The sequence below is a fragment of the Indolivaga capnocytophagoides DSM 22835 genome, assembly GCF_000426485.1.
Classification (GTDB): domain Bacteria; phylum Bacteroidota; class Bacteroidia; order Bacteroidales; family Dysgonomonadaceae; genus Dysgonomonas_A; species Dysgonomonas_A capnocytophagoides.
The window spans coordinates 13192-37187 of the sequence record NZ_KE384530.1 but is presented as its reverse complement, the minus strand read 5'-3'; the positions used below and the strand labels follow the sequence as shown (position 1 = coordinate 37187).

Sequence of the window (23996 nt, the reverse complement as noted above, 5' to 3'; positions counted from 1 at the left end):
GCAAATGCGAATAGTGTTAGTAAAGTTTTTTTCATGATATATTATGTTTGCTTATTAATCGACTATTGACCAATTATCAGTACGAAAAGGAGTAGCCGGCAACCCCGCAGTATTAAAAAGGCTAGCTCTGAAAAACTTATCCCAATCGTAACGTACTGCTACAGGATCAGGTACCTGAGGTGAAGATACTTCGATCGTATTGCCAACTATAGATGCTGTAGCCGGATAGAACTGTCGGTTGTTTCCGGCAATAACAAAGCCTGAGAGATTATTATTCGGATCAGTTAAACCCTTATCAGTAAACTCGAAAGTCAAAACAGCTTTACCATTCTTTACTTTCATCGATTTATATACAGGACCTGAATAAGGTATGTTTTGACCGTAAGTTTTAGCCAATGTCCAATTTGCAAGACGTATTCCCGGAACCAACTTGTTTCGGGGGTGTATATCGGTAGAATCTCCTACATCGGTAATTACAGCCATACCTGTATTCTTTACCGTTTTCCATGTATTCAACTGAGCTTCACGTATAGTTGGCGGTTGCTTGTAATGAGGTGCAATCTGTACAAAATAGAACGGAAAATCACCTCTGTTCCATTCTTTACGCCAACTGTTTATCATCTTTGTAAAAACATGTGTATAGTCATTTGCACGAATAGAATTCGATTCGCCCTGATACCATATTGCACCTTTAATCGCATAGGGTAACAATGGATGTATCATTGCATTCCACAAAGTAGATAGCGATTTGTTATGGTCTATCCCCTGTGGCTTTTTAGGAGCTTTGAGATCGGTATTTCCTTTTGCTTTTTCGGCATCGTATACCTTTTTTTCCTCTTCATATTTTTTCAGATCGGCAGGATAATTTTCTTTCGAAGTATAGAAATCCTTTACTAGCGATGCATATACAGGATCGCTTGTCATTACTGACATTTTGGTCCATGATTCAGCATGAGTACCTCCCCATGTCGACTGAATCAATCCGACAGGCACTTGAAGTTTTTTATACAAATCGCGCCCAAAGAAAAAACCTACAGCCGAAAAGTCTTTCAGATTTTCGCGGTTACAGACCATCCAGTGACCTTCGCAATCGTCTAATTCCTGCTCAGGCGAAAGTTTCTGAGTGACATGAAACAGGCGTATTTCGGGATAATCGGCATCCTTCATTTCCTCTTCTTCATTCAAAATTCCAGTTCGCCAACCTTTATCTTTTGATACTTGAAAGTCCATATTCGACTGACCCGAGCAAAGCCAAACTTCGCCTATCAGCACATTCTGTATGATTATAGAGTTTTCACCCGATATTTCAATCGACTGGTTAGTTGTGGCTTTTGGCGTTTTTACTTTAATCAGCCATTTTCCATTAGCATCGGCAATAGTTGTATAAGTTTTTTCCGACCACGATGGCTTTACCGAAACTTTCTCTTGCGGATTAGCTGTTCCCCAGACATTTACTGTAGTCTGCTGCTGCAATATCATATTATCGGAGATAATTGCCGGCAGCTTCACGGCGGCATCAATACTTAACCCCCCAAATGCGAGCAAAGCTATTACTGCTATTCTTTTTATTACTTTCATATCTATCTCATTAATGTTATGCTCATCAAGCCGATAACAACCTCATTGGCTACAGATTTTACTCCCAAACGGTCGAGTTCCTTTTTTGAATCAAGTGGCAAATCGAGAATAATACCTGCCCCTCCGTCAATGCTTCGTCCGTAAACTTCTGTTGGTTTTATGTTCATATCTTTTTCCATATCCCGACTCACGACTGCTGTTTTAAGAGCAACACGATAAAGACGAGGCAGTTTAGATCCGAAAGCCTCATTATCTATATAGAAATCCTGCTCTATCGGAACCCATGTTTCGGGGTTGACAAGATTCAAAACATCCGAACTTCCATCTTTGTAATAAGCAGTCACAGTACCATTTACCACATGAAATTGCATATGATTGGTCGAACCCGCCATCATCAGATAAGCATGAGATGCTTTGCCTGTCAACGGTACAGAAATCTCAGTAGGATAATTATCCCAAAGTGTAGTAAAAACAATATTATTACCTGTTGCCATCGAACGGAAAGGTATGCCAAATGGTGTTTCAAAAACATTATTCTTTATCGCTTTTCTGATTCCCGAATCGTCAATATCAGCCATCAGTTTAGGATGACACCACTCTCCTATTCCTTGTTTGGGTACTTGCAGTGTAGTATAGGGCGAACGGGGTGTAAGATATTCGTTCCGAAAGATTTGCGTCACACTTGCATTCAGCATTTTATCCATATTTACGGGTTCGTATACAGGTGCTGTATTTTTCAGATTCCAATTGACCAGATTTTCGAAATACAATAATCTACCGTTTTCACTTACTTCCAGATGATTCGAACCAAAGCGAATTTCATCTTCAGGGACGGAAATCTTTGCTGATGTTTCGCCCTTGGCTATATTCAATTGTTGTGTGTAGGAGTTTAATTGCAGTTGAGCATCTATTACCCTATTTGTGTTATTCTTGATCGTAAACTGCAAATCCGAAGATTCTGCATTATACGAAACTGTAAAGGGCTCTTTAATCTCCAATGAAACAGGCTGCCACCAAGTCATTTGTCCTTGTTTCTGCTGAACAAAGAGGGTACGATTCCCAATTTCACCTTCGATAATTCCTTCTACCGAATTACTTTTCACCTTCTGACTTTTCAATACTGATTGAGGATCATACACTTTTAATACCTTAGCTTTAGATTCAAGGCTCCATGCCTCTCCTTTCACTCCCTCTCCCGAATATTCAGGTATATTTAATTCCGAGCCACTCCAAACAACTTCAACATCATACGACTTAGCTGTTTTACAATCTATCTGTATTGTCGGATAGCCAACACTTTCGACTAAAGACCAAACAGCTTTCTGCCCGTTTACTTTTATCTCGGTTATATTTTCTTTCTGAGCTTTTAATGTTAAGAATAGGTTGAGAGGTTTACCGAATTTAGATTCTATTTTATAAGTATCTTTTGATCCGTTACGTTTAAAATCGAAACTGATATCGAGTGTAGATACCGATGCGTATTTCCATGTTGCAGGAAATCCGGGACGAATTTCTAACCTATCATTCATTGCATCGGGCAATATTCCGAATAAACCTTGAATAAGTGTACGAGAGTATACCCCAATAGGGTCAGCAAAGTCTCTGTAACATTCGCCACGAGCAGCATCATAGAAACTAACCTGACCTATATTTCCGGGACTCGAACCGAGATACATCCCATCAAGAATTGAACTTTTGAATAGTTTATAAGCGTCATCGTAACGTCCTGCCTGCCAATATGCCAATGAGGTATGCGCCACTTCGGCAAATGCCACATTGTTGATAGACCACGAGTACGGTAACCAGTTAGTGGTTGCTATAGTCTCAAAATTTTCATCCTCCAACCCTCTGGCTAAAACGGGTATATGCGGTATCTCCGTATCAATATACCTTGTTGCCTGATATGCCTGAAATGGAGTATGCATATCCGAATCAAGAGCATGATAAACTGTCCATACAGCAGCATTGGGGTGAATCATACCATTACCCATCAGGTCTTTGTATTCTGCCCACCAGCCTTTTTGGGGTAGCCATAATTGGGCATTGATAGCCTTTAATATTTTGGCTGCCTCATCGGCATAGGGTTTTGGATCTTCTCCTATCTTTTGGGCAATCATTGCCGCCATTTTATTTGCTCTGTAGTTGTAAGCTGACGAATGAGTTACACCCCCGCTATTGTATTGCAAGGCATCACTCGCCCAGATGCTCGCATAGGCATCATACAATCCATCGTTATTGGGATCGAAGTTTCGTTTTTCCCATGCTAAGTGGCGTTGAAGTACCGGCCACATTTTACGGATGTAATCCATATCGCCCGTCCAATTGAAATGCCAAAGCAATTCATCGATGTAACAGAGATTCATGTCATAGTGATGCATCACCTTTTTATCGCTATTCGGGTTGCGCATAATGTAGCCGTTGCTGTACATCTGCGTACCCCATATTTTTGCAGCACGTGCCAAGTTTAAATCTTTGTCTTGCGCAGGATGCGGAATAGTAGGCTCAATATCTGTTATCTGAGATGCGGCATAGCCATCGAAATGCTTGCGTGCCTTATCGTGCCAGCCAATTGCATCGCCTACATAAGCTGCTCGCCATCCGTTGAGAGGCATACGCCAACCAACAGCTCCGTGTTGCCAACAGTCTGTAACCTCATCCCAAATACCATCTGCGGCAATGCTTAATACTCCACCTAAAGTATTGAAATAAGGATCGGGGGTCGTAATCTTTACTGTACCTGCAATTTCTTTCCGTCTCGCTTCAGCTGCATCAAAAGCTTTACCTAAGTCATTTGCTGAAAGTTGAACTGCATCGTTACTTTTAATTACAAAATCTATGGCTTTTTTATCTTTAATAGGAATTTTAGCAACAACGATAGGACGGTTATCTGCAGCTACGGATTTCCATACATCAGTAGTTGTCATCATAGAATAGGGAGAAGCTGTTTTCAATTGAGATTCAGCAGGAAAAATTCCCGTTGTTTGACGTACTCCGCCTTTTGTGCCTTGTCCGTATTCTAAGGTGAAAGTATTATTTTTGATAATGTATATATTGTTTTCGCACGACTCGGGTTTCAGAGCAAAAGCATTCGGATCGTCAACACCTAAATCTCCATTGCGGAAAAAACGTTTATTGTCTGCTCCTCCGAATGTACAGATCAAGTCGATAGGAGATGATATACCTTCGGTCTCTATTCGGGCAACCATTCCTTCAGCATCGGATAGAGCCAATACGGTTACTCTGATTTTTACCGTTCCGAAAAAAGGGTCTTTTATTTCGTAAATTCTCGATCCTGCTCTGTAAATAGATTTGATATATTCGGCATCGTTCAACCAAAAGCTTTTTCCTTCTTTGATAAGTCCAAGTTGAACGTTACCGCCCATCCCCGATGAAGACATGAATAGCCCAAACTCAGGTACATCGCTAGTCTCTACCCTGAAAGCCGTGTGTGTTCCGTACAATGCACGATTGAATTTACGATCACCATTGACAATCACAAAATCTTCTCCTTCGGGGGTATAACGCAGTTTACGTTCTTTGCTGTGCCAGTACCCCTGACCTTGTGTGGTCAGAGGTAACGACATCAATGTCAATAGGATTAATGCTATTCCAATATATTTCATCTTTCAGAAAGTTAACTTTTTACTATTTAATCATGGCATAGGTTGTAAACCTTCCCAAACAACATCCCATTTTCCGTCTTTAGGGAATCCGGGATTCTTCTCTATGTTTCCATCCCATCCGGCACACATCATGGCTACGGCAGTCAATAATCCGCCATTACCGGGAAGATATACCCGAAGACGCGAATCCTGATAATTATGCCCATTTACCAAATAAGTATTAGTTCGTTTATCCATCAATAAAGCTCCTACAGCTTTATCGGGTTCACCCATACGAGCAGCACACATAGCTGTCATCGGATAGTCCCATCCCCAGGTTTTACCCCAATTCCAGTTATCCCAAATCCAATCAAGTGTATTTTTCATATAATCAGGACGTACCAATTTACATTGAGGCAATATACCGACTGCACCCAATACAGCAGGATGGTCTGATGTAAAACGAATATCTTTGTATGTATCAACTGCATCTTCGGCAGCCAGATACAATCCGTCAAGCGATGCCAGAGGCGATAATTTATCGATCAGTTCGTCCCATTGAGGTTTACGTTTTTCACCCATACGCTCGCGCCATTGCTGAGCTACAGACATGGCGTAGTGCCAATACGAAAGTTCGAATGGAGGATTGATAGTCTCCGATGCTCTCAATGTTTCCTGAGCAGGAATAATTCCTTTCAGTATATAACGACCTTCCAATTCGTCGTAAGTAGCAAATGATGCCATAAATTCAGCTGTTTCCTGAACCAAGAAGTTATATTTTTCGAGTACCTCTTTAGAAGGATTGTTACGATAAATCAATTCAGCCATATAGATAAAGTGAGGCTGCTGCCAGATAAGAAATGATCCCACTTTCGATGGAGCTTCGGTTCCCGAAGGATCGGTCATTTTCATCCAACGAGCACCTTTGAAACCTTGTCTTTCGGCTATTTTTTTTGCATTCGGATAGGCAGTAGAATACCATCCCAAGCTACGTTCCAATAGGTCAGCTCTATTCCAAAGGGCAAAATGTACAGCATGCCACCAATGCATCTCCAAGTGGAATTTGCCGAACCAACTGTTATATGTCAATCCTGTTTCTTGCGGAGGATATATTCCTGCCGATTGAATAGCCATCAGATATTGAGAAAGCACCACACGTCGCTCCAATTCTTTAGCTCGTTCGTCTGTACACTTCGAGAAATCAACCGCTGCTCCTTTTTCCCAGAAATTTTGCCAGTAATTAGCAGATGCTGCAAGTGTTTCTTCAGTATTTCCACTCTGTTCAGGTTCTTTTTCTGTGAATTCGCATGTAAAAGCAAAATCTTTGCTTTCGGGGGATAGAATATAATAATGATCTTCCTTTTTATCGAGCTTAGCTTTTCCTTCCCACTTAATATTTACATAATACACAGTAGAGTCGAGTGTACGTTTCAATAGTGCCGAATTCTCGTCTTGCGATACTATTTCGGTTTTATGTTTTTCGGGGACTGTCCAATCTGTCGCATCATCTACATGTTTACCTGTAGGATATGGAAACTTGAAGTTGACTTTCATATTCCCTTTAGCCATTAATCCAGATTTCAAGCTAACACCGACTTTATCTTTATCGGGGTTACATGCTGTCTGTACCAATGCCGAGTCTGAATCAACAACAAAACGGCTCAGAATTTGCCCTTTCCACAAATCGAGCGTCTGATTTATACCTTTTATTTCAGACGACTTCACATTGCTCCCATCTGCATGAGACAGTTCTAACCCAATATATCCCAAATGGATACGGTGAGGATTGTTTCGATACCAGTTGGCTGCATCCTGCTGCCGTCCTTTTTCATTAAATTGAACCGCATAAGGTTCTTCCCATCCTCTGAAATTGTAGTTTTTGAGGGTTTCTTCGGGTTTAAACTTTTCAGGATTGGCAAAACTGTGCCATCCCCATTGCGATTGTGTACCAAGAGGAACTCCGGCTGAATACTGTTCAGGGAATGTTTGCAACCCTGTAGCATCTACTGTTATTGCAAAATTTCCGTTACCTACCGACAATGACGATAGTTCTTCAAATTCCGTCACTTTGGGGTTATTTCGTTCCACTAATGCATAGCGGTCTATCTTTTCTGTTTTATTACTCCCACAGGCAACAAATAAGCCCGATAAGATGATAAAGTACCATTTTTTCATAGTATTTCTATTATATATTTTCATATGTTATATAGTCTGTAAGTTTTTAAGGTCTCAAACCTTTTTATGGTTAGCCAAACACAACAGTTACAAACTGTTATTGCTTTCAAATACGCTTATCTCCAGAAAAGGTTATTGAAAAGATACAATGGAATTCAGATATACTTCAATATTTGTATAATCTTCGGTCAGATTGTATAATTTTCCATCTTCGGGATTATGAGGATCCAATCCTTTACTCAACTCCCAATCATCGGGCATGCCGTCACCATCGGTATCTTTCGGATAAACTCCCGATTCCAGAACAGACCATCCACCTACTTCATCCTGCGAGTTTATGATGCCGTTATTTCCTTGATTCGCTGTTCCACTTTTTACATCCTCTATCACCTGAGCATCATAACTGTCTCGATGCAGGCTGCATCCGGCTATATTCAACACTTTCAGATAAGCTGTCAAAGGCATATCTTCCTTTATGTCCTCAACGTCAAAAGGCTCCATAGCATGTACACGGTGCTGAGCTCCTACACCCAGCCAATTATCGGCAGTAACAATATCACTGCCATACATTATATTGTTTGCCAGATAATAAGAACCCGTTCCATCTTCCGCAGGATCGAGAAACCAAGTCCGCTTATCGTCCGATGTAGCGGGTCCGGGCTTGTAATAGTTACTCACAAAATTGATCCGTCCGCCTCTGCCTCCGCCGTAAGCAGCTTTGTATCCCCAATTATAAACTACATTGTTTCGAAAATCAACGGGAGAGTTTCCATCCGAAGCAAAACGGGGGTTACGGCTCGAATGGTGAGCCAGCAGGTTGTGGTGAAAAGTCGCTTTCTGTCCACCCCATATTCCGCCGAAACCGTGAGCACCTTTAGAGTGTACCGATTTCGACAAGCTATGTGTTATCATACACCACTGCACTGTAACATTCTCCGATTTGTAGACAGACAAAGCCTCATCTACAGACCAGGACACCGAACAGTGGTCTATAATCAGATTTTTCACATTCATAGCTCCCATCGCATCGTCTTCCATCTTGCACTGGTCGCCCATTCGTGCTCGGATATACCGGACTATCACATTGTCTGCCTTTATGTAAAAAGGATAATTGCGAAGACATATACCATCACCGGGCGCAGTCTGCCCGGCAATGGTTATGCTGTCATTTGTTATAATAAGTTTCGATTGTAATTCGATGGTTCCGTCTACAGCAAATACAACTATACGGGCACCTGTCTGCTCAATAGCATTACGCAGGCTGCCCTCGCCCGAATCATGCAGATTTGTTACCGTGATAACACGCCCTCCACGTCCGCCGGAGGTGTACTTGCCAAAACCTTCGGCTGTAGGAAAAGCCAATGCCTGAGCACAAACGTCTCCTGCCAAAGAAAGCAGACCAAACCATAGAATTATCAATCTCACCATGCTCTTTTTCATTTAAGACCTTAATACATTGGATGCTGTTGGTTTATCAAACCGGGATTTACATCAATTATGTTGTTTGTGCTGAAAGGCAGAATCTCCACCATATTTTTCTGCATTCCATAAAACATGCTTTCAATCCATTTATTAGCAGAAGCTAATCCGGGAACATCTTCGACCGACAGTCCACCCATCTGTTTTACTGAATGGCAGCCAAACATATTCAGTATGGTATAAGAAGTTTCTATAGCTTCAACTCCCGCAGGAACATCGTTTTTGCTGAAGTAAACCTGTCCGGTAGCTTTATTTTCATAGAATGTTTTATCCAAATAGCCTTTCCCCGATGAGTTCAGCGTATTGAGAGTCGTTGTTTCAGTATCTGTCAGATTCAGAGAAGCAATATCCGCATCACTCATCGAAATATATGGAATTCCCACAACGGGGTTCTTCACAACACCTTTTATCGTTTTATAAGCCCGGTAAACTTCCACATTGGCATACTGTCCTTGTCGTTTTGCCAACTGATACAGTTTATCTTTTTCAGCAGTTAGATGCTCGTATAAAATGCCCCAGCGTGTAAGGTCGGTCTTACGTAACGATTCGTTCGAAAGCTCCAACTTACGTTCTTTGATAATAGTGTTTCTGAAATCGCTATATCCTGACGGTATCGTTCCTACCTTAGATGCATCTTTTTTAAATGCACGTAAGCGAACAGTTTTCAGGGCTTCGGCTGCCTCTGCTGTTGGACCATTATTTAATTCATTCAATGCTTCGGCATACATCAGCAATACATCGGAATAACGCAGCAGAGGGAAATTGATATCCCGTTTACTGTCGGTCGTACCCCGGTCTGCTTTCCAGTCGATACGGTATTTACCTATTGCAGCACCGATGTAAGTACTCATCTGCAAATTGTCATTAGCCAATATTCCATAATTACATACCGAAACATCACGACGCTGGTCTCCTTCGTCAAACTCAAAGAACAGAGTCGGCATAACTATCATCTGAGGACCTCCCTTACCGAATGTAGCGCTTGTTCCGCTGGTAGCAATTCCATTTACATAACCGGTACGCACATCGGGGCTTTCCGAACCGTACCACCCATATTCGAGCATCGTTTCGTTATTATATTGTTTCAATGCCAAATCACGGAACACCTGATCGTAATCGCTCAATAAGCTGTTCTCCTTCTGAGCAATGACAGCTGCACAAGCATCAGCTGCAATCTTGTACAATTCTTTGACACGGGCTGCATCATCACGCTGGGCGATTTTAACTGTAGCTTTGTTGTAAGGAACTGTATTCAGATCCCAGCGCAAAGAATATCCGGCTGCATACAACGCCACACGGGCAAGCATACCATATGCTGCATTTTTCGTAAAACGTTCCGAAGTTTGTACCATTCCTTCGCTCTTCCACGGAAGCAGTTCGATCGCTTTTTGAAGGTCTTCGATACAGTGATCCCAGATTTCATCACGGCTGACACGAGAAGATGTAAAGCTCGTTAAATCGGCTGTTGGTATAGCAGAATAAGGGACATCACCGTAAAACCGCACAATATTCCAATATGCATATGCCCGAACAGCATAAGATTCACCCAATAATGAGTTGACCTTTTTTCTATCACTCTCCGAAACATTCATCAATGGAATATTCTTTATACAAACATTCGAATATTCGATAGCCCTATACATGGTAGTGTATGTAGAACTGAGCATGCCTGTAAGATTGGTATAATCGTAATTCGAAACATTGTATTTGGAGTTTGATTCTGTTGAGCTCGATTCGTCCGTTCCCATCAACAATTGGTAACCCAATTCTTGTGTATAGAGGTAAGGATACGCCCCTACAACTGTCATTTCGGCTCTGCTGACTGTAGAGAAAATAGTACCGCTGTCGGCTTTGGATTCGGAAGGCATATCCAGCCAATCCTGACATGAGCTGCACATCAATAACAGAGCAGATATTCCTAAAATATTTATTATTTTTTTCATATTATAATCTATTTAAGGCCTCAGACCTTTTGTATAACTTTAACAAGAATAGCTTAAAAAGTAAGGTTTAATCCTAACACCCAGCTTTTTGCACGGGGGAATGAAGAGTTATCAACACCCGGAGTCAGAGCATTGTCGCTCGCCGATACTTCAGGGTCATAACCTGTATAGCTGGTAAATGTATGGATGTTGTTAAGCGTACCATAAACACGAACACTATTGATTCGGGCTTTCTGTACCAAGTTCCTTGGCAATGTATAGCCCAGAGTTATGTTATTTAAGCGCAGATAAGAGCCGTTTTCCAGATAATAGCTGCTGTGATCGCTGATTGCAGTTTTGTTATTCGAAGATATATTCCATAGCATGGAACCGCTATGTTGTCCGGGGTTCAGTTCCGCCAATCGTGTCAGGTTGGAACTTTCTTTTCCGGTCTGGGGATCTATCAATGTAAATCGGTTATTCATCTTCGACAATGTATTCTGGTTAGCCAAATATGGACCTATAAAACGCTGCGTACTCATATTGAATACTTTATTGCCATATACAAAATTGAAGAAAACACTCAGATCAAAACCTTTATATCTGAAGGTATTACTCATACCTCCTGTAAATTTGGGCTGTGCACTGCCGATAACAGTACGGTCGTTTACCGAAAAAACCGGATTTCCGTCTTTGTCCACCTCTCCCGTAATTGCCTGGTATTTTACATCACCCACTTTTACTTTCGAACGGGTACTTCCTTTCAGATAAGGTATTCCGTCCTTTAAAGTATATGACCCATCGGAGTTTTGATTGAAATCGTCGGTTGTATAAATTCCATCATAAATCAATCCGTAGTATTGCCCCAAAGGCTTACCTACTTCTATCATATACCCCATGCGGGATTCATAATCTTTTGTAAAATAGTCCTGCTCCTTGTTTCCGTACAATTCGAGTACTTTAGAACGATTGAATGCAATGTTGAAGTCTGTTGTCCAGGTAAAGTCTTTGGTTGCTATGTTTGTTGTATTCAACACAATTTCAAGACCTCTGTTACGAATAGACCCCAGATTCTGTATTTGAGTAGAATATCCGGTAGATGTTGGTATTTTATTTTCAATCAACAGGTTGGACGATTCATTATTATACCAATCCACAGTAAGGTTGAAGCGGCTGTTGATCCATGACATATCCAATCCGATATTGGTTGTAGTGGTTTTTTCCCATTTCAAAGCCGCATTTCCAAGTACAGTTCCGGGAATGTATGTAATATAATCTCCTCCGTTATATCCATAGTGCCCCGATCCATAAGAGGTTGTGTACATATTGTTCTTGATATTATTATTACCGGCAATACCATATCCGACACGAAGTTTAAGGCTGTTCATGTAATCACGGGTACTTTCCATAAACGATTCTTCGGATATACGCCATGCTCCCGAAGCCGATGGGAAATATCCCCATTGCTGACCTCTTGCAAACTTCGAAGATCCATCGGCACGCAATGTTCCGGTGAAAAGATAACGTTCTTTGAAATTATAAGACACACGTCCGAATACAGACACCAAACCTATTTTATCTTTACCCGATTTCCAGGTGTACGGAATCCCCATACTGACATCGTTCAGCCCGAAATTACCATCCGAAAAACTACGGTATTCGTTTTCGAGTTTCATATCTTCGGTATAATACGTTTCTTGTCCTAAAAGAAAGTTAAAACGATGCTTCTCTTTCAGATTCAAAGCATAATTCAAAGTATTGGTTATCTGCCATGAATATTTTTCGCTGTTATCGCGCGAACCATATCCGTAAGGACTTTTATTGGCTTTGGCCTGCTTGGTACTTCCATCGTCCCAATAGTCTTTGCGTACTTGTTCCCACGTATAACTGCCCGCAGTACGGAATGTCATATTCTTGATGATGTCGAACTCCAATCCGGCATTGACAGTTGCCAGTCTTGTGTATTTTTCATTCGAAATAGCACGGTTATCTAGAATCGGATTCTGAGCATCGTAATTGGCATCATTCATCAGATCGCCGATCTCCGTACCGATATCAGAACCTATCATTTCTTCGTTCGTCCATTTGTTTCCCCCTGTAATAGGCTGCAATATGGTTTGTTTCAGCTTACCACCCAGCGAGCCTCCGCCCTCAACTTTGGTCATTTGCAGATTGGATGCAAAATCAAAACGGATGCCTTTCCATAATTCATGATTAAGTTTGGCTCGGACACTGTTTTTCTGGTATCCATGTTTCTCCATTATACCATCTTCTCCGGTATAGTTGTAACTCACCATATATTTGGTCTTTTCAGATCCTCCGCTGATATTGATATTGTGATTCTGAATAATACCGGTATCGCCAAATACCTCATCCTGCCAGTCTATTCCGGCACGGTTTCCGTATTCCTGCGAGATACGAGAATAAGCTCCGGTATAAAAATCGGGCGCATTTATATCTCCCCCGAAAAAGTTGGCGAAACTGTTTTCACTACCACGGAGGGTATTAAATTCATACTGATACTTTACATAATCTTCAACTCCCAGCAATTTTAATTTCTTGCCTAAACGATTGAAGCTGACGTAGGCATTATAAGAGACCTCTGTCTTTCCTGATTTTCCGGACTTTGTAGTGATCAGGATAACACCATTAGATCCTCTCGCTCCGTAAATAGCCGTCGCAGAAGCATCCTTCATAACATCGATCGATGCAATATCATTAATATCGACACTGCGTAAACCATTCTCCATCTGGAAACCATCGACAATATAAAGAGGTTCAGTACCTTGTGTGATAGACGTTCCTCCACGTACCGTTATCTGCACATCGGCACCGGGAGCACCACTCTGCTGAATAACATTTACACCTGCAGCCTTACCTGCTAATGCCTGAGCAGCCGTAGTTACGGGAATGTTTGCCAGATCGGAACCTTTAACCGAGATTGTAGACCCTGTAAGGTCTTTTTTCCGTACAGCACCATAACCGATCACAACAACTTCATCCAAAGAATTATCTTCGGGTTTTAAGATTACGTTAAAATCACGGCTGAGACCTACCGCGAGGTTTTGCGATACATATCCGATAAATGAATATGTAAGGATTGTTTTTTCATTGGGTACAGAGAGACTGAATTTTCCATCCAGATCAGTGAGTGTTCCTGTAGAGGTTCCTTTTATTGCTACACTTACACCCGGCAAAGGGCCCATCTCGTCTTGGACTGTCCCCTTTATCACAATACCGGATTGGGCAGATGCGGTTGTGCCCAGTAAGATAAAAAGCAATGACAAAAGCAAACCTCTAAGAGTAGAGTCCGTTTTTCTCTTGTTTTTACATTCATTCATGATTTTTCAAATTTTAGGTTTAAGAAAATAAGTAAGGTCACAGACCTATTTATTACTTTTATACAAATACCGTCTAAAGGTTAGGTTTACATAGATGATTTAAAAAGTGTCAATTCGCTGTTGTTTTCTTGTTTTTCAATCAGATCAGTTAACATTACTTATGTCACGGTATTTGTTCATAACTTAGGTTACAGGGCAAATATATAGAAGCCTTTAAATTTCGGAGGGGGTAATCTGTTCTAACCTGAAAATCCCCGTTTTCAGGTTTACCGGGAGACACAGACCGAAGAAACCGCAAAATACAGAAGACAGGGTGTAAAGTGTTTTTTATAGGGGGAAAATCCAGTATTTTACTTATCGAGGTGTTTTTTAAACGAAACAAGTTTATTTTTGTATAAAGGCCGTATTGAAACCTTAGACCTTACCAAAAACACCTGCTATGACAGTCGACAGACTCAGATATTTATCATATATTCTTCTATTCCTGTTTCCGGTAATTGTATCAGCCCAGCCCAAATGCTACTTCGAACATTACGGATCGGATGATGGATTGCCGCAGCATTCCATTATGGATATCCATCAGGATAAAAACGGATTCATGTGGTTTGCGACCTGGGACGGGCTTTGCAAATTTGACGGTTACAACTTCAAAACATACCGGATATTAGACGAAAGCAGCAAACAGATATGGGGAAACCGCATCGAACGCATTTACGAAGATATTAACGGTTATATATGGATAACACTTCCATACGAAAGAAAACCATTAAGATTCGATCCGAAAACCGAAAAATTTATGGGTCTCCGATTCCTGAAAGAATATGCAGACCTCACCTTCTCGTATAAAAATATTATCACAACAAAATCGGGCAAAGTATGGTTCGTATCAGACCATACCGGAGCGATATGCATACCCGATATCAAGTTCAGTGTCGAAATATACAACAAGAGTAGTAAACACATACGTACCAACCGGATATACACAGTACACGAAGACTCTCAGGGTAACTCATGGCTGTTAACTGACAATGGATTATACCAGATATCAAAAGAAAAGAAGATTACCGACCTCTTTGTGGAAAAAACATCGAGAGGAGGTGATAAGTTTTCGCAGAGCTTCTATTCGGTACTCGAGATGAAAAGCGAAATATGGTTTGGTTCGGATATGGGGCGCATATGGATATACAATAAGCACAGCGGACAATTCAGGTTGATGGAAACTCACAGCAGTTCCAAAATACAGGACATAAAAAGCATCGACGAAAATCAGATATTATTAGTCACCAATTCCGACGGATTCTTCATCTATCATAAAGCCTCGGATAAAATGACTCATTATACCAAAGACAATCTGCATGATATGCGGACAAACACAATACATTCGAGCCATATAGACCGCGATCTCAATGTATGGCTCGAACTGGACTGTATAGGGGCTGCCCGTTTCAACACGGAAGACAATACGCTGAAACACTACGACACGAAAGTAGAAACCGCCGTCTCGAACGTATTTCCGCCTAACTTTTTTATACTCGAAGACCAAAACGGACGGACATGGGTCCATCCGAGAGGTGGGGGATTTTCGTTATTCGATAAAAAGAATGACAGGCTCATCCCGTTTTACAATGAACCTCAATCGGCAGACTGGCGTTTTTCCAACATGCTGCATTGCGCATTCTCAGATAAACAGGGCAATCTGTGGCTCAGTACACGCTCTCAGGGGCTGGAAAAAATAATCTTCAAGAATGACCTGTTCAGTACCCGTATTATCGACGAAAACATACATACAACGGTCAATAATGATGTTCGCTGCATTTATGTAGATTCTCAGAAGCGGATGTGGGTATCGACCAAACTCGGGAAGACATTCGTTTACGACAGACACAAAAAGCCATTAGGATATATCTGCTCCGATGGTTCGATAGGATATGGGGATCCACTCAAAGGGACATGTTACAGTATTCTTGAGGACGACCACAATAATATCTGGATAGGGACGAAAGGAGACGGAGTATTTCGCCTGCAAACACAAACGGGAAGCAATAAATACAAGATAGCGCAATACAAAAGCTCCGACAAAGATCTTTACAGTCTGACAGGAAACAGTATATATTCGATCTTTCAGGACAATAAAAAACGTATCTGGGTAGGATCATACGGAACAGGAGGTCTCAACCTATTCGAAAATAAGAACGGCGGACGATTCATCAATATAAAGAACCACCTGAAAGGCTACCCTTCCACAGGAGCGCAGATACGGGTAATATCATCCGATAAGTACGGCAATATCTGTGTCGGCACAACTTTAGGGCTGATTGTATTTTCTTCTGATTTCGAGTATCCCGAATCTATTAAGTACAATGTATATAACAGGCAGGAAGGCGATAATTCGCTACATTCGAGCGACATTTACGATATACGCACCACCCGTCGGGGGGAAACGTATCTTGCGACTTTCGGAGGTGGTCTGAGCCTGATAAATCAAGTTGACCCGAAAGGATTTCCGCTGGGATTTGAAACATATACCACCCGAAACGGATTACCTTCAAACATTATACTCAACATTATAGATGACCGTCACAGCAACCTATGGATAGCTACCGAAGGAAATATACTGAAACTCGATACTCAGAAGAAAGAATTTGAAACATATAGCGAAGCCAGCCGGATGATCAGCGGAGCTACTTTTTCCGAAGGATCACGCTGTGTGGCAGATTCGGGAATTATATACTTCGGATACTCCAAAGGGCTTATTTACCTCGATCCCGATCAGGTGAGTAACAATACATTCAAGCCATACGTTGCATTAACCAAATTCCAGATCAGCAACAAAGACATTGCAGTGGGAGAAGACTCTCCGCTCAAAGAGAATATTGATGATCTGAAATACATAAAACTGAACCACAAACAAAATATAATCAGCCTCGAATTTGTGGCTTTGGATTATGTAGATCCTGCCCGTATCATATATGCCTATATGCTCGAAGGGTTCGATAAGGAATGGATTGTAACTCAAAATCAAAGATTTGCAAATTACACAAACCTCGCCCCCGGAAAATACCGGTTCAAAGTACGATCGACCAACAGCGACGGGGTATGGATGAACAACGAACATATACTGGATATAGAGATTACTCCTTCGTTCTGGCAGACAGGATGGGCATACCTGCTGTATATCGCAGCAATAATATTTTTCATCTACCTGATCATGCGTATATTGTTTGTATTCTACCGTCTGCAGGATAAGATAAAACTCGAACACGAACAAGCCGAAATGAAGATACGTTTCTTCACCGATATTTCGCATGAAATACGCACTCCTTTGACGATGATTGTTTCTCCTGTGGAAAATATCCTGCACAACAGCCATCCGCCCGAAGACATAAAAAGCCAGTTGCAGCTCGTTCTCAAAAATACCAACCGTATGATACGGATGGTAAACCAGATACTTGATTTCAGAAAAGTACAAAAACAAAAACTCAACCTGCAAAAGACCCCTGTCGGCGACTATGTAGAAGAGATCTGCAACGGCTTTACCGATATATCGAGAGATAAGCACATAGATCTGATTATTAACAATGAGGCCGGCAATGAATTGCTTTGGATAGACCGGGACAGTTTCGAGAAACTTTTATTCAACCTGCTGTCCAATGCTTTCAAATACACTCCCGAAGGTCGACGTATAGAAGTAAGCATACGCCCTTCGAAAAAGGACGATTTGATAGAATTGCAGGTAAAAGACGAAGGTACCGGCATGACACGTGATGTACAAAACAAACTATTTGTCCGTTTTGCATCATTCAATAAGGACAAAAGCAAACCAAGTACCGGAATAGGGCTGTCGATCGTGAAAGAAGTCGCCGACAAGCACCATGCAAAAATCACCGTGAGCAGTGAACAGAATAAGGGCACTTCGTTCTCGGTATTCTTCGAAAGAGGATTCGAACATTTCCAAAACGACAGTAACATTATTTTATCCCATGCTGATAACAGCATTGAGGTCAGTACCCGACAGATATCCGATCCCGAAATAAAAAATCTTCCTGAATCAGAAACACCCGACACTAATTATTCGATATTAGTTGCCGAAGACGATACAGACTTACGGCAATTTATAAAGTCGATGTTGAGCCCGCATTACCATATTTTGGAAGCAGCCGATGGTAAAGCCGGATACAATCTCACGGTAGAGCAACTACCCGATTTTATCATCAGCGACATTATGATGCCCGAGATAGACGGACTTGAATTTCTCCAGAAAATAAGAAATAGAACGGAAACAAGCCATATTCCCTTTATCCTGTTATCGGCAAAATCGGACATCGAAAGCAAACTCCACGGACTGGAATACGGAGCAGATGATTATATCACCAAGCCGTTTAGCGTAAACTACCTGAAAGCCCGTATCGAAAATATTATCAGACAGCGAAAATCGCTGATAGAAAGTTTATCGGCATCGTCTCCGAAGCAAACTTCGGCAAAAAAAGACCTGAAAGATAAACAACCCGTATCGATAACTCAGGCAGACGAGATATTTATCGTAAAGGTTAAGGACGAAATTTTCAAAAATATGGATGACAGTTCTTTCCTTATAGACGATCTGGCATCCGCAATGGCTATGAGCCGCACTGTATTTTTCAAAAAAATAAAGAGCCTTACGGGACAGGCTCCTGTGGACTTTATCAGGGATATAAGGATGAATCATGCCGCACGCTTACTTGAGGAAACAAGCTATTCGGTTAAAGAGATCGCATATATGGTCGGCATATCCGATACAAAGTATTTTACTCAATGTTTCAAAAAGAAGTTCAACACACCTCCGTCTGAATACCGCAACCGAGCGAAAAGTTCCCTGTAGGGGCGTATTGCATATGCCCGAGCACACAATCCATCATCTGGCTAATGGTGATTCGCCCTACAGTGGGCATCGACTAGTTTTTATCTATACTTAAAAACACATTACAATTATGGCAAAGTATACCGATAAACTAGGAAAGCAAATAACAGAGGCAATAGAGCAGGATGAATATACATTAGGCGAAATCTGCTCAATGCACAACATCAGCCGCAAAACATTTTATCAGTGGATGATCAAATATCCCGATTTTGAGGAAATGGTCAATAATGCCCGTTTGGAAAGAGACGAACGGTTGGCACAAAAAGCACGTCAGATACTCAAGCAAAGGGTAGAACAAGGTCGTACAGTAACTACCACCCGTTATAAATATGCCGTAGATGAGTACGGCGAATTGTATCTGGCAGGAAAGACAGTAACAGTGAAAGAATATTCTCCGGATGAAAAGACCCTCAAAATGGCAATATCTAAAGAAAGTGATATTGACAATAAGGAGAAAAAGATACTTGTTGAGGTGAAGGAGAAAGAACGTATTTTGCAGGAAGAACTGGAATATAGATTATGGAAAGAGGAAGAAGAAAGAGAGTTTCAGGAGACAATCAGAACATCAGCCGAAGAGATGGCTCGAAGCAACAATCAAGCTATTGAATATAATGAATAGAGACTCAGTTGTTACTTTTGTTACCTTTTCTAACTTTTAGTGTTTAGCGGATTTCTAAAAAGGCTTAATAATAAATTTGATAATTGAGAACTCTTGACTGATCATTCATTCTGTTACCTTTGTTACCTTTACCGGAACAATATGTGAAACAAAATATAAGATCGCAAACAGTCAACTTGAATAAGTTCTTATGACAACAGAAAATAAAATAAAATATTTTGAAAACCGAAAGGATTGGCGAAAGTGGCTGACCGACAACTTCGAGACTGCTAATGAAATCTGGTTTGTGTTTCCCAATAAATCTTCGGATAAGAAAAGTATTGCATACAACGATGCTGTTGAAGAAGCACTTTGTTTCGAATGGATTGACAGTACGATAAAGACCCTCGATGCAGACCACAGAATTCAGCGTTTCACACCTAGAAATCCGAAGAGTACATACTCGCAGGCCAACAAAGAAAGGCTTAAATGGTTATTGGAGAATAAAATGATATACCCTAAATTAGAGGATAAAATACGAAATGTTTTGTCTGAGACTTTTGTCTTCCGCAATGACATAATTGAAAGATTGAAAGAAGATAAAACAGTCTGGAAAAACTATCAGCATTTCTCCGATACATATAAACGTATCCGAATTGCATACATTGAAGCAGCGAGGAAACGACCGGAAGAGTTTGAAAAGCGGTTAAATAATTTTATCAATAAAACGAAAGAGAATAAAATAATAACAGGATTTGGAGGAATTGAAAAATACTATTAAGGTCTAAGACATATGTTCTATAAAAATATAGATACAGTCCGTTTAAAAATGAATGAATGCGGACACTCAGGCAAGCCTTTTTTATTTGCATTCGATTTTGAAATGCAGGAGGCCATATTCATCGAGAAACCGATGGACAACACCCTTATTGAATTCAAAGCTGGTAACTATCAGAATATCAAACGCAACAAAATTATTGATAGAGAAGTAACTTTCCACCCCTCTCCTATTTCATTAGAAAGCTATAAGCAAAAGTTCGACATTGTACACAAAGGCTTGAAACGGGGAGACTCTTTTCTGACCAACCTGACGATAAAAACGCCTATAGATACAAATCTCAGTCTGCAAGACATCTTCCTGCTGAGTAATGCTCCTTACAAGTTGTATATACCCGATCGGTTTGTATGCTTCTCGCCCGAACGTTTTGTGAAAATATCCGTCGGCAGTATTTCAACCAATCCGATGAAGGGAACCATTGATGCTGAGATACCTAATGCCGCAGAGAAGATACTCTCAGATTTTAAAGAGACAGCGGAGCATAATACCATTGTAGATTTGCTTCGAAACGATTTGAGCCGGTCGGCTCGCGGAGTATATGTCAAACGTTTCAGGTACATCGAACAAATCAAAAACAGGTTTAGAGACATACTTCAGGTAAGTTCGGAGATAGAAGGTCAATTATCGTCCGATTATCATTCACATCTAGGTGATATTATTGTACTAATGCTGCCTGCCGGATCGGTATCAGGTGCGCCAAAATCTGCGACAATAGACCTCATAAAAAAGGCAGAAGGCGAATCCCGTGGTTTTTATACGGGTGTATTCGGCTATTATGATGGAACCGAGCTCGATTCGGCTGTGCTTATCCGCTTTATAGAATCTCAAAACGGACAGTTTTATTATCGGAGTGGCGGAGGTATTACAGCTTACAGTCGGTGTGAAGAAGAATATAACGAAGTTCTGAAAAAAATTTATCTGCCATTTGTATGAGTAAACCCCGATTTATAGAAACCATTAAAGTGAAAGATGGATCATTCTGTAATCTGTCTCTTCACAGCCGAAGAGCTATCCGTACTTCCGAAATTCATTTTGGTGTATCGCTGAATTTTGATATTCCGACAGATATTATTCCGATGGATATGCGAATAGGTATTGTGAAGTGCCGTATATTATACAGCGATACCGTAGAAAGTATTACTTTCGAACCTTACCGTTTCAGACCGATAACCAATCTGGCCTTAGTATACGATAATAACATAGATTATACTTATAAGTCGGAAGACAGAAGCAGGCTGCAATCCCTTGTTTCGCAAAAAGGGAATTGTGACGAGATACTGATTGTAAAAAACGGATATATTACCGATACATCTTATTCGAACATCGTGCTGGAAAATAGTGAAGGACTCTTTACTCCCTCAACACCTTTGTTAGCAGGCATCAAACGGCAGTTATTGATCGATGCAGGCACAATCATTGAAAAAGACATCAGGGTCGATGATTTACATAGGTATTCACGTGCCTACCTTATCAACGCTATGATAGACTTAGATGATAATGTAGGGGTTTCTTCGACTAATGTATTTTAGAATATAAATATTGATAATCAGAGGCATAAAGTCAAGAACATTAAGACGATAAAATAATCAGGCAAGACCACTTTAAATCTTACCCGAAAATCTCATATTTTATTGATAGAAAACCAAGCAAATATCACTTCTTTGTTCTTTCAGTTCCTTTATCTTCAAATAACAGTTACCTAGCATAAAGCGACTTCTCATAAAACTGTAATCATGATGATCTGTCAAATAACCAACAAAGTTTTCAATAAGTTGATCATCATCAGGAAACAGAAATGATTTATTACAATTTCCATCTTTATTAAATGCACATGTTAATGTAATATTTTCTTTATCAAAACGTATCTCAATAGATTTTTCATGAATATCTCTTTCAATATAATCCATAAGGCAAATAGGATAATCTGTGTATTTTTCCTTAATTTGTGATATAGAAAGCTTTAACACTGAGCTTGCCTGCTCAATTATTTTAGAATAAAGTTGTTCGGTAGGTATTTCTTTTGTTGTCATAGTGTCCGCATTTAAGCCTAATTTGAGAATCAGACTGATATAAATATTAATAAATAGTATATCTCTGCGGTTTTCATTCGTCAGTCAGAATTAGATCTCCGACAGACGATAACAGGATGTTAATACAAATATACAATTAACAAACAAAAAGTTAATCTCGATTTTTCTTTTTTACCTATCTTTATATCTGAAATTTTATAAATGCATTTTCAAAATGTTTCCAAAAGAAGTTGATATAGAAATTTATAATCCAAAAGAGGAGGTCTCACAAACAATTCCTGTAGAGCAACTTTCTACTAATATTTTTAGAGCATTGGGGAATGATATTTTTAGTCAAAACTTAACTTTTGGTACTGAATTTGAAACTCAAAAAAATAAGAACGGACAACATGAAGTTGTAAGAATTCTAAAAACTTCAAACTATATTACAAAACGTTTTATTCTAACCTCAGAATTTAAAGAATCTGAATACAGGTTACTCGGTGATGAAATAACAAAAATTGGTGGATTTTGGCAAGTCGATTTTGGAAGTCTTGCAATAATTAATATCCCCAAAGAACAAGAGGCGCATATACAGAAAATTTTAGACGCATTTAATATTAAACTAACTGAATGAAAAAGTCCATATCATATTTACCATCAACTAATCAGAGAGATTTACATTTTATTATCGAATCTGTTTTACAGAGATTGAAGCAGACCGAGATGATAATACTTTTTGGTAGTTATGCCCGAAATAATTATGTGGTGTATGATGAAAAATATGAGTTTGGCAAAATACAATTCTATGTAAGCGATTACGACATATTGGTGGTAACGAGTGGCATATCGGATGGCATTGCGATAAAGATACTTAGCAATATAGAAGATTTATATTACGATCGGGCAACAGATCCTGATCGTCAGCCTCCTGTTCAATTTATTAGTGAGGATATGAAGAAGCTGAATAAGTATCTGAACGATGGGAGATATTTCTATACACAAATAAAGCAGGAAGGTGTTGTGCTATATGATAGTGGTAAGTTTAAACTTGCCCGTCGTCGTAAACTTAGCTTTGATGAAATAAAGCAACAGGCTCAAGAGTATTTTGATGATAAATTTGAAAAAGGAAAATTCTTCTTTGATGATGCAATATCAAACAATACAAAAGGACGATTTCAAATGTCTTCATTTTATTTACACCAAGCGTGTGAAAACTATATTTATGCAATTCGTTTAGTCTTTACGTTAGAGAATCCCAAACAACATAATCTATCAAAGCTGCTTAACTCTGTAAAGAAATATTCTAACGAGTTTATCAAAGTTTTTCCACAAGATACTCCTGAAGAGAAGCGACTTTTTGAGCTTATCAAGGCTGCTTATGTAAATGGTCGCTACGATCCTGATTTTGTAGTTACAAAAGAAGATATTGATGCTCTTATTCCGAAAGTAGAGTTGTTGAGAGATATTACTAAGAGGATCTGTGAGGAGAAGATTGGGGAGTACGGGGAGAGGGAGTAACCTTTTTCTATACATAGACGTCATATAGATTAAAAA

At 40.1% G+C, this 23996-nt stretch carries 14 protein-coding genes; 7 read left to right on the top strand and 7 right to left on the bottom strand.

All coding sequences use genetic code 11. From position 1 onward, the window contains the following. Positions 1-54: 54 nt before the first annotated feature. From K322_RS21305 to K322_RS0117390, 6 genes are all read right to left on the bottom strand, one after another. Complete coding sequence (locus K322_RS21305; RefSeq protein ID WP_035332526.1) at positions 55-1578, bottom strand: sialate O-acetylesterase; 1524 nt, start codon at positions 1576-1578, stop codon at positions 55-57. Between the two features lie 2 nt (positions 1579-1580). Next, entirely contained in the window at positions 1581-5201 is a 3621-nt protein-coding gene (locus K322_RS0117410; protein ID WP_026628026.1) for a DUF4450 domain-containing protein, read from the bottom strand. Between the two features lie 30 nt (positions 5202-5231). Next, entirely contained in the window at positions 5232-7355 is a 2124-nt protein-coding gene (locus tag K322_RS0117405; protein WP_026628025.1) for a hypothetical protein, read from the bottom strand. Between the two features lie 132 nt (positions 7356-7487). After that, positions 7488-8783 (bottom strand): pectate lyase, encoded by a 1296-nt coding sequence (locus tag K322_RS0117400; protein WP_084158613.1) that lies wholly within the window; start codon positions 8781-8783, stop codon positions 7488-7490. A 20-nt stretch (positions 8784-8803) separates the two neighbouring features. Continuing rightward, on the bottom strand, positions 8804-10777 hold the full coding sequence (locus K322_RS0117395; RefSeq protein ID WP_026628023.1) for a RagB/SusD family nutrient uptake outer membrane protein: 1974 nt from the start codon (positions 10775-10777) through the stop codon (positions 8804-8806). 53 nt (positions 10778-10830) lie between these two features. Next, positions 10831-14097, bottom strand: coding sequence for a SusC/RagA family TonB-linked outer membrane protein (locus K322_RS0117390; RefSeq protein ID WP_051290942.1), 3267 nt, complete (start codon positions 14095-14097; stop codon positions 10831-10833). Between the two features lie 439 nt (positions 14098-14536). Here K322_RS0117390 and K322_RS0117385 point away from each other — a divergent pair, with 439 nt between their 5' ends. The 5 genes from K322_RS0117385 to K322_RS0117365 all read left to right on the top strand — a co-directional run bounded on the left by K322_RS0117385 (position 14537) and on the right by K322_RS0117365 (position 21959). Continuing rightward, entirely contained in the window at positions 14537-18955 is a 4419-nt protein-coding gene (locus tag K322_RS0117385; RefSeq protein WP_026628021.1) for a hybrid sensor histidine kinase/response regulator transcription factor, read from the top strand. A gap of 109 nt (positions 18956-19064) precedes the next feature. Continuing rightward, positions 19065-19613 (top strand): terminase small subunit-like protein, encoded by a 549-nt coding sequence (locus K322_RS19950; protein ID WP_026628020.1) that lies wholly within the window; start codon positions 19065-19067, stop codon positions 19611-19613. Positions 19614-19803: 190 nt separating this feature from the next. Next, positions 19804-20373, top strand: a complete 570-nt coding sequence (locus K322_RS0117375; RefSeq protein ID WP_026628019.1) for a YdeI/OmpD-associated family protein — start codon at positions 19804-19806, stop codon at positions 20371-20373. A 12-nt stretch (positions 20374-20385) separates the two neighbouring features. After that, positions 20386-21363 carry an aminodeoxychorismate synthase component I gene (locus tag K322_RS0117370; protein ID WP_026628018.1) on the top strand — a complete coding sequence of 326 codons (978 nt, stop codon included), beginning with the start codon at positions 20386-20388 and terminating at the stop codon, positions 21361-21363. Further along, entirely contained in the window at positions 21360-21959 is a 600-nt protein-coding gene (locus K322_RS0117365; RefSeq protein ID WP_026628017.1) for an aminotransferase class IV, read from the top strand. Before K322_RS0117370 ends, K322_RS0117365 begins: the two co-directional genes overlap by 4 nt. A gap of 99 nt (positions 21960-22058) precedes the next feature. Here K322_RS0117365 and K322_RS19945 read toward each other — a convergent pair whose 3' ends face one another. Continuing rightward, positions 22059-22460: a hypothetical protein gene (locus K322_RS19945; RefSeq protein WP_051290940.1), complete on the bottom strand. Its 402-nt coding sequence runs from the start codon at positions 22458-22460 to the stop codon at positions 22059-22061. 214 nt (positions 22461-22674) lie between these two features. Here K322_RS19945 and K322_RS0117355 point away from each other — a divergent pair, with 214 nt between their 5' ends. Together K322_RS0117355 and K322_RS0117350 are read left to right on the top strand one after the other, a co-directional pair. After that, positions 22675-23076: a hypothetical protein gene (locus K322_RS0117355; RefSeq protein WP_026628016.1), complete on the top strand. Its 402-nt coding sequence runs from the start codon at positions 22675-22677 to the stop codon at positions 23074-23076. Beyond that, complete coding sequence (locus K322_RS0117350; protein ID WP_026628015.1) at positions 23073-23960, top strand: HEPN domain-containing protein; 888 nt, start codon at positions 23073-23075, stop codon at positions 23958-23960. The genes K322_RS0117355 and K322_RS0117350 overlap by 4 nt, the downstream gene beginning before the upstream one ends. Positions 23961-23996 lie beyond the last annotated feature (36 nt).

Coding starts and splice junctions, on each gene's coding strand:
- K322_RS21305 (WP_035332526.1), bottom strand. CDS start 1,578: ATGAAAGTAATAAAAAGAATAGCAGTAATAGCTTTGCTCGCATTTGGG.
- K322_RS0117370 (WP_026628018.1), top strand. CDS start 20,386: ATGTTCTATAAAAATATAGATACAGTCCGTTTAAAAATGAATGAATGC.
- K322_RS19945 (WP_051290940.1), bottom strand. CDS start 22,460: ATGACAACAAAAGAAATACCTACCGAACAACTTTATTCTAAAATAATT.
- K322_RS0117395 (WP_026628023.1), bottom strand. CDS start 10,777: ATGAAAAAAATAATAAATATTTTAGGAATATCTGCTCTGTTATTGATG.
- K322_RS0117390 (WP_051290942.1), bottom strand. CDS start 14,097: ATGAATGAATGTAAAAACAAGAGAAAAACGGACTCTACTCTTAGAGGT.
- K322_RS0117385 (WP_026628021.1), top strand. CDS start 14,537: ATGACAGTCGACAGACTCAGATATTTATCATATATTCTTCTATTCCTG.
- K322_RS0117400 (WP_084158613.1), bottom strand. CDS start 8,783: ATGGTGAGATTGATAATTCTATGGTTTGGTCTGCTTTCTTTGGCAGGA.
- K322_RS0117405 (WP_026628025.1), bottom strand. CDS start 7,355: ATGAAAAAATGGTACTTTATCATCTTATCGGGCTTATTTGTTGCCTGT.
- K322_RS0117365 (WP_026628017.1), top strand. CDS start 21,360: ATGAGTAAACCCCGATTTATAGAAACCATTAAAGTGAAAGATGGATCA.
- K322_RS0117410 (WP_026628026.1), bottom strand. CDS start 5,201: ATGAAATATATTGGAATAGCATTAATCCTATTGACATTGATGTCGTTA.
- K322_RS19950 (WP_026628020.1), top strand. CDS start 19,065: ATGGCAAAGTATACCGATAAACTAGGAAAGCAAATAACAGAGGCAATA.
- K322_RS0117375 (WP_026628019.1), top strand. CDS start 19,804: ATGACAACAGAAAATAAAATAAAATATTTTGAAAACCGAAAGGATTGG.
- K322_RS0117355 (WP_026628016.1), top strand. CDS start 22,675: ATGTTTCCAAAAGAAGTTGATATAGAAATTTATAATCCAAAAGAGGAG.
- K322_RS0117350 (WP_026628015.1), top strand. CDS start 23,073: ATGAAAAAGTCCATATCATATTTACCATCAACTAATCAGAGAGATTTA.